We start from the raw sequence: 7,558 nt of genomic DNA, 5'->3' as shown, positions 1-7,558 counted from the left end.
CCAAATTCTCAATTGTTAGGTAGCAACATGACTCCAGAAAATGGCCAGTTAAATAAATTAGTAATTATTGCTAAATTTTTTCAATTTAACCAGCTCAAAACTAACTTTCGCACAGAGAGTGTAGCAGGAATAACTACCTTTGTGACAATGGCATATATTTTAGTAGTAAATCCTGACATATTATCTAAAGCAATTTTTTTGCAGAGCTCCGGCGATTTATTTGGAGAATTAGTAATTGCTACAGCAATATCAGCAGCATTAGCTACTCTAATTATGGGAATATACGGTAATTATCCATTTGCCTTAGCACCAGGCATGGGGTTAAACGCTTATTTTGCTTTTTCAGTAGTGTTGAAGTTAGGAATTTCTTGGCAAATTGCCTTGGCTGCTGTGTTGATAGAAGGCTTAATTTTTATTTGTTTAACTATTAGTAAAATTCGCAATCAAATAGTTAATGCTATTCCTGAATGTATTAAACAAGCTACAACAGTTGGTATTGGCTTATTTATTGCTTATATAGCTCTAATAAACACCAAAATTATTGTCTATGATGAAACTACAACTACAACTTTAGGGAATCTAAATCAACCAGAAACATTAGTAGCCATCGCTGGAATTATTATTACTTCTGGATTCATAGCTCGCAGGATTACTGGATCATTATTATGGGGAATTTTAGCAACTGCATTACTAAGTTGGATATTAGGAATTTCACCTTTACCTCAAGGAATTGCTAGCTTTCCTCAGTTGCCAACACACTTATTTGGTCAAGCATTTATTGGTTTAGAAAGCATAATAAAAATGGCTCTTCTAGAGTAGTTATGACAATTTAAGAATAAAAAAATTACATTTTCCTTAGTAATTTTAAAGTCAAGTATACTCAAACCCTTGCTAAATATTGACTAATGACAGATGTTAATGCTATTAAATGTATTGAATTTGAGCAACAAAAATGAAATTTTAATAATATGCCATCTAACTCCCTTCTCTTTTTGATCACTCAAATCATTAAATTTGAAGGCTTTAAAGCAACTAATTATCATTTTATTACTGAAAATGAATTACTGATTGAATGAGAAAATAAAGTCCAAACTACAACTTGTCCTCATTGTCAAAAGACTACAGATAAAATCCATCAATCTCATCGATATAGAGTCAGAGATATTTCCTTGAGTAGCTTTGATGTTTTTCTACTTGTTAATCGCCGTCAATTTAGATGTAAAAACTGTAAAAAAGTTTTTAGTTAGGAATTAAACTTTGTCAAAAAAAGAAGAACTTATAGGAAAAGATTAGCTCAAAAAGTCGTGACAGAACCATGGGAAACGGATGTCATTAATACTGGAAAAAGAAATAGAATGACTCCAGCAGAAATAGAAACCATACTTAAAGAATTAGGAGAGGATTTATTAAAGGAAAAACCTTCAAAGTTAAACAGGTTGGGTATTGATGAAATAACTGATTTAAAAGGAGGGAAGAATTATCCAGCAGTTTGAGTAGACTTAGAATTGAAAAAACCCATAGGATTATTGGAGAAAAGAAATAAGGAAGTCATAGGAGAATACTTGCGGAGCTTGGGTTCAGAGAGATTAAACCAAATAGAAGAAGTGAGCATAGATTTATGGAAGCCATATAAAAGTGTAGTGGAAGAATGAATACCCAATGCACAAATAGTAGTGGATAGGTTTCATGTAATGAAACAAATAAATGAAGAGTTAGATACCAGAATAAAAATAGAAAAAATCGAGGCACAAAAGTTTAAAAATCAAAAACAAAGAGAGCTAAAAATACCAGGAATAACCTTGATTAAGTATCCCTTATTAAATAAAAAATAGAAGCTGAATTAAACAGAGAAAGAGAAGTTAAAGGAAGTGGAAAAAGTCGCTCATAAATGAATGTCTATGTATCACAAAAAACAGAAGAAAAGAGACATATTTGAAAGTCAAATAACAGGCAATGAAGCTTTGTGGAAGATGGTGGAATAGACTCAATCATGTTATAAAGATTTTCCGAAAAGTTGTCAAACAATCAGAAGATGGATTGATGAGATTTTAGGATATTTTGATCACCGGACAACCCAAGGAACAGTAGAAGGAATTAATCAAAAAATCAAGTTAATTAAAAGGAGAGGTTATGGGTTAACTAACTTTGACAACTTTAGAAAAAGAACTTTACAGTCGTTGGCATTTTTGCTAGTAATTTTTCATATTTAGTCTAGAAGAGCCATAAAAACTAACATCTGGGAGCTAATCACCATTATTTTTGTTTTAATATTTGTAGATTTATTTGACACAGTAGGAACTTGAACAGGATTAGGAATAAAAACAGGCTTACTTTTGTTATTGTAGTGTGGTCTTAGAAGGTTGGGGTTACATATTATTATACAATGATTTATACCTATTTATATAAACTTGATTGTCAATCTTTCGCTACTTCCTAAACTCAGGAATTTACCGAAAAACTTACTTAAACCTCTTGTGGCTATTATGCGACATTTGTTAAACTAAACTTAAGGTAAAAATCACAGCAGAGGAAGAAGTGGTAGTTAAGCCGAACTGGTTACGAGTAAAAGCCCCTCAATGGCAAAGAGTTGGTAATGTCAAGGAAATTTTGCGAGACTTGAATCTCAATACGGTCTGCGAAGAGGCTTCCTGTCCAAATATAGGTGAGTGTTTTAATGCTGGTACAGCAACTTTCCTAATTATGGGACCTGCTTGTACCCGTGCTTGTCCCTACTGCGATATAGATTTTGAGAAAAAGCCTCAGCCTTTAGATACGACTGAACCAGAGCGACTGGCAGAAGCAGTTAAAAGGTTAAAGCTCAATCATGTAGTTATTACCTCTGTTAATAGAGATGACTTGAAAGATGGGGGCGCTACTCAATTTGCCAAATGTATTTCCCAAGTTAGAGAAATTTCACCTCAAACAAGCATAGAAGTCCTAATACCAGACTTATGTGGTAATTGGCAAGCTCTGGAAATAATTCTTCAAACAAAGCCAGAAGTACTTAATCATAATACCGAAACTGTTAAGCGACTGTATCGTAGAGTTCGCCCTCAAGGTGACTATCATCGTACATTAGAACTCTTCAGGCGATCGCGAGAATTTGCCCCAGAAGTATACACAAAATCTGGTATTATGGTAGGTCTGGGAGAAACTGAAGTAGAAGTCCAAACAGTAATGGAGGACTTACGGAGCGTTGACTGTGACATTTTAACTATTGGACAATACTTGCAACCAAGTCCTAAGCACCTACCAGTATCTAGTTTTGTCAAGCCAGAACAGTTTGATCGATGGAGAGAAATAGGCTATTCATTGGGTTTTTTACAAGTTGTTGCTTCCCCCTTGACTCGTAGCTCATATCATGCTGAACAGGTAAAAGAATTAATGAAAAATCATCCAAAGGCTAAAAGTAAGGAGTAGACTTTAGATTTTGCCTCATTTTTGCTACTCAGGAAAGCTATAATCACTTCTAAAGTACATCACCCATCACCCCTGATAGCAAAAATGATCACTGCTAAAATGTGATACCGATCACCTATTATTGTGTCTGAACTAACTTAATAGCTAGAAATTGATTAGTAACTATATTGAGTACACTACACATAAATTAAGTTACAAGCTTTATAAAAATTAAGCTGAGTCAAGAGTAAAGTGTAACCAGCAAAAAATAAAAATAACGATCTATAAGAATTTAACTTCCAAAGTCAGAAACTTCCCGAAGTGATCGGAAACAACCAGTAATAGTGATGAACATTAATATAACTTCTGACTATAGTCACCTTTCTATAGCAGAAGTCTCCGTATACTAAAAATCAAGCCTAGAAAAGTTACCTGGAGCAAAAACACACAGGCAAATGTACTCTTAAGGTCATCGCTAATATATTTAACGTAATATTTAATATAAGCGATTGCCTAAGTTCATTCAGTCTATAATTGTCAATACTCATCAGGAAACAAAATCTAGAGCAAATGCCAATATTCCTCAGAATAAGGCATTTTATCCATAGACTGTCCACTAAGTACAGCCTTTTGTCACTTGGAGCAACTGAGATGATCGCTATGTCAGCTACTTATCGTTACACTGAAGAATCTGAAGAAAAACTGCAAGACAATAATTTACAGACTAATATTTCTGAAGATATAGAGCAAATCATTGATAAACCAGAAACCAATGAATTAGAAATGGAAGATGGAGAAACAGAGAATGCTCAAAAAAGCACTAATCGTAGCACAACTGATTTAGTACGTTTGTATCTCCAAGAAATTGGTCGAGTTGACTTACTAGAAAGAGATCAAGAAGTCTCTGAAGCTCAAAAAGTCAAGCGCTATGTAGAGTTATGGGAGTTACTCAATGAATCAGCTAAAGAAGAAGAAGGCGTAATTCAGTGTTATGTTCAGTTGATTGAGATTCGTAATCGTCTGACAGCTCAGTTAGGACATAGGCCATCTTTAGAACGGTGGGCAAAAGCAGCAGATATACCTGTAGTAGAACTAAAACCTGCTCTGACTGCCGGAAAACTTCGTTGGGCAGAATTAGCAGGTTTAACTGTCAAAGAACTGGAGCAAGCTCAAAGTAATGGTATTAAAGCCAAAGACCACATGATTAATGCTAACTTGCGTTTAGTAGTGTCAGTAGCAAAAAAGTACCAGAATCGTGGTCTAGAGCTTTTAGATTTAATCCAAGAAGGAACTTTGGGTTTAGAAAGGGCAGTTGAAAAATTTGACCCAAGACGAGGGTATCGATTCAGCACTTATGCTTACTGGTGGATTCGTCAAGGAATTACAAGAGCGATCGCTACTCAAAGTCGTACAATTCGCTTACCTGTCCATATTACCGAAAAGTTAAACAAAATTAAAAAAGCACAACGAAAAATTTCTCAAGAAAAAGGACGTATAGCAAAACTTGAGGACATTGCCCAAGAACTAAAAATGACACCAACTCAAGTAAGAGAAGTGTTACTGAAAGTTCCACGTTCAATTTCTCTGGAAACTAAAGTCGGTAGTGATAAGGATACTGAGTTAGGAGAACTCCTAGAAACTGAAGATGCTTCTCCAGAAGAAATGTTGATGCGAGAATCTTTAGTACAAGCATTAAAAGGACTACTAGAAGATTTAACTCAAAGAGAAAAGTCGGTAATTTCAATGCGTTATGGTTTAGGAGATGGTAATCCTTACTCTTTATCAGAAATTGGTCGTTCTTTGAAACTATCTCGGGAACGAGTCCGTCAAATTGAAGCAAAAGCTCTACAGAAACTGCGCCAACCCAAGCGTCGTAGTCAGGTGCAGGATTACTTAGAGTCTTTGACTTAAGTAAAAAAGAAATAAATATGATGTCCTGTTCCCCCTCTGGGGGAGCTACGCTAACGGATAAGAGCGTCAACAAAAAACTTTCTCCTTCTACTACTCTTTCTTCTTCTTTCTTCCCTCCTGACTCCTGACTCCTGACTCCTAAATAATTAAGGTTAATATCATACACGCGCTTCAGCAACACCCATAATTACTTGTATTTCAGATAAAATTGCTATATTACTCTCAGGCTCAACTTTCAGCTTTTGTCAAATAACTGTAGCATGATGGTTTGTATTTCATTGAATTTCACAATATTCTTTGCTATCACTAATTTCTGGCATTTCTTCTTGGGGCGTTGCTGATTCTGGGTATGATTTGATAATTTTGTATTTGGGATTTTTTATTTTGGATGGTTTGAACTACTTGTTAATATTAACTTTTCCCTGTTCCCTGTTCCCTGTTCCCTGTTCCCTATAAACCTACTTTCATACCTTAATTCAGCAATGCCCTTCTTGGCAAAGGGTATTTTCTCGCATCAACCCAAGCTGCACCATAACCAATACGATTAGTATGATAAGCGATCCACATATAACCATCTTCACCCCAGTCAGTACCCCAAGAATTTTTCACTAACCAAGCACGTTTTTCATCATCCCAACCAATAATAGTCACAGCATGATTAGGAGTTCCATAGGCGTTCTCGTTATATACTCCACCCTTGTAGGCATGAAAAACATCAGTCATATATACAGCAGAAACAACCGGATCATGTTTACATAAAGCTTGTTTCATCTGAGACACAGAAGGAATACCGCCGTCGTTACGCACATATTCCCAAGTTGCCGCTTTCAAGGGAGTATTACGCTGGAAACGACAGACAGCATCTGTTGCTTGATAGCGAAAAATTCTTTCTGGTAAATTACCTTGTTCAACCATAAAATTAAACACAAGTCCGTACCAACCACCTTTGCAGGTTCCCCCACCACTACAACGGAGAACGTGCTGTTCTGAAGCATAATTCATCAAGTATAGAACCATCAGAGTAGTTCTTCAGATTACAGAACTGTACAAAAAATCCTTAACTGAACTGTATTGGGTTGTACTGCGTAACCTAATATAATTTTTTTCAGCTCTTAGAGGCAATTTTCTGTTTGGTGTAGGGGCGATATCAAATCAGCTCGGGTTCACTATAAACAAATATTCCAACCGATACGCCATTGCCAAATCTTTCTCGATATTCCCTTCCTGGGAGCAGTAGGGGTGGGTTCCCACACTCCCCACCCTCCCCATCTCCTATCGCCTACAACCTGCTTCAAAAATCCCACATGACAGGGCGATCGTCTAAAGGATCTGTGACTATTCGTCCGATCGCATCAATTTCTGCTAGCTCATCCTCAGATAATTTAACATCTCCAGCTTTAGCATTAGCAGTAGCTTGTTCGGCATTCCTTGCTCCAACTATAGCCTTTGTCTGGGGTTGAGCAATTAACCAGGCGATCGCTAGTTGAGCGAGACTGCACTGCTTACTTTCTGCAATAGGACGCAGTTTTTCTAAGGCTGTTTGCACTCGTTCGTAGTTTTCTTTGATATAAAATAGTCTATTTTTAGCACGAATATCCCCTTCAGCAAATCTGTGGTCTGGTCCGAATTTACCTGTTAATAATCCCTGTGCTAATGAAGAATAAGCAATAATAGAAATATTATTTTCAACACAGTAAGGCATTTCTTCTTTTTCTATTTTTCGCCAGAATAAAGAATAGGGTGGTTGGGTACTATCAATCTGACCATATTGAGCTGCTTCTGCTGTTTGTTCGCGAGAAAAATTAGACACACCAATTGCTCGAATTTTACCCTCTTTTTTAAGTTTATTAAGAGCATTCATTGTTTCTTCAATTGGTACAATTTCACTATTAAATGCACCAGACGGCCAGTGAATTTGATAGAGGTCAATATAATCAGTTTTCAGGTTTTTGAGGGAGCGATCGCAAGCTTCTATTACTTGGTTATATTTGAGATGATTTGGAAAAACTTTGGTCGCTAAAATTACTTGTTCTCGTACATCTGCCAATGCTTGAGCAACTATTCTTTCTGAGTAACCATCTCCATAAATTTCAGCAGTATCAATTGTGGTGATACCTGCATCAACAGCCCCTCTTATTCCTTTGATAGTTTCAGAATCTTCAATATCTGCCCATCCTCGTTTTCCAGCTTGCCATGTACCCATAATGATTGGGGTAATTTCAATTTCAGAGTTACCTAATGTTCGCTT

At 36.2% G+C, this 7,558-nt stretch carries 7 protein-coding genes and 3 pseudogenes; 7 read left to right on the top strand and 3 right to left on the bottom strand.

Going from position 1 to position 7,558, the window contains the following annotated elements; translation table 11 throughout:
- The 7 genes and pseudogenes from F6K13_RS10200 to sigC all read left to right on the top strand — a co-directional run.
- A partial coding sequence (locus tag F6K13_RS10200) for a solute carrier family 23 protein (RefSeq protein WP_375340660.1) occupies positions 1-819 on the top strand: 819 nt, incomplete at its 5' end.
- Positions 820-1,103: 284 nt separating this feature from the next.
- A pseudogene (locus F6K13_RS35040) lies at positions 1,104-1,247 on the top strand (transposase family protein); the annotation flags it as partial.
- A gap of 57 nt (positions 1,248-1,304) precedes the next feature.
- Positions 1,305-1,493 (top strand): hypothetical protein, encoded by a 189-nt coding sequence (locus F6K13_RS10195; RefSeq protein ID WP_205127422.1) that lies wholly within the window; start codon positions 1,305-1,307, stop codon positions 1,491-1,493.
- A gap of 12 nt (positions 1,494-1,505) precedes the next feature.
- Positions 1,506-1,832 (top strand): annotated as a pseudogene (locus F6K13_RS10190) (transposase).
- A gap of 168 nt (positions 1,833-2,000) precedes the next feature.
- Positions 2,001-2,210: pseudogene (locus F6K13_RS35035) on the top strand (transposase); the annotation flags it as partial.
- Between the two features lie 307 nt (positions 2,211-2,517).
- A complete protein-coding gene (gene lipA / locus F6K13_RS10185) occupies positions 2,518-3,420 on the top strand; it encodes a lipoyl synthase (RefSeq protein WP_124145742.1) in 903 nt (300 codons plus the stop codon).
- Between the two features lie 639 nt (positions 3,421-4,059).
- Complete coding sequence (sigC, locus tag F6K13_RS10180; RefSeq protein WP_124145754.1) at positions 4,060-5,310, top strand: RNA polymerase sigma factor SigC; 1,251 nt, start codon at positions 4,060-4,062, stop codon at positions 5,308-5,310.
- A gap of 471 nt (positions 5,311-5,781) precedes the next feature.
- Here the strand turns inward: sigC and F6K13_RS10175 are convergent, their stop codons facing one another.
- From F6K13_RS10175 to F6K13_RS10165, 3 genes are all read right to left on the bottom strand, one after another.
- Positions 5,782-6,327: a C1 family peptidase gene (locus tag F6K13_RS10175; protein ID WP_124145743.1), complete on the bottom strand. Its 546-nt coding sequence runs from the start codon at positions 6,325-6,327 to the stop codon at positions 5,782-5,784.
- 149 nt (positions 6,328-6,476) lie between these two features.
- On the bottom strand, positions 6,477-6,605 hold the full coding sequence (locus F6K13_RS10170) for a hypothetical protein (RefSeq protein WP_275670398.1): 129 nt from the start codon (positions 6,603-6,605) through the stop codon (positions 6,477-6,479).
- Positions 6,602-7,558, bottom strand: a 957-nt coding sequence (locus tag F6K13_RS10165; protein ID WP_287287317.1) for an aldo/keto reductase, incomplete at its 5' end; no start/stop codon positions are given. The genes F6K13_RS10165 and F6K13_RS10170, both read right to left, overlap by 4 nt.

Origin of the sequence: Okeania sp. SIO2B9 (genome assembly GCF_010672505.1) — a bacterium.
In the GTDB taxonomy this organism is placed as follows: Bacteria; Cyanobacteriota; Cyanobacteriia; order Cyanobacteriales; family Microcoleaceae; genus Okeania; species Okeania hirsuta.
The sequence above is the reverse complement of the archived record's forward strand: the minus strand, read 5'-3'. Positions and strand labels throughout refer to the sequence as shown.

What these genes read in the sequence shown, in the direction of transcription:
- F6K13_RS10175 (WP_124145743.1), bottom strand. Translation starts at nt 6,327, where the DNA reads ATGGTTCTATACTTGATGAATTATGCTTCAGAACAGCACGTTCTCCGT.
- sigC (WP_124145754.1), top strand. Translation starts at nt 4,060, where the DNA reads ATGTCAGCTACTTATCGTTACACTGAAGAATCTGAAGAAAAACTGCAA.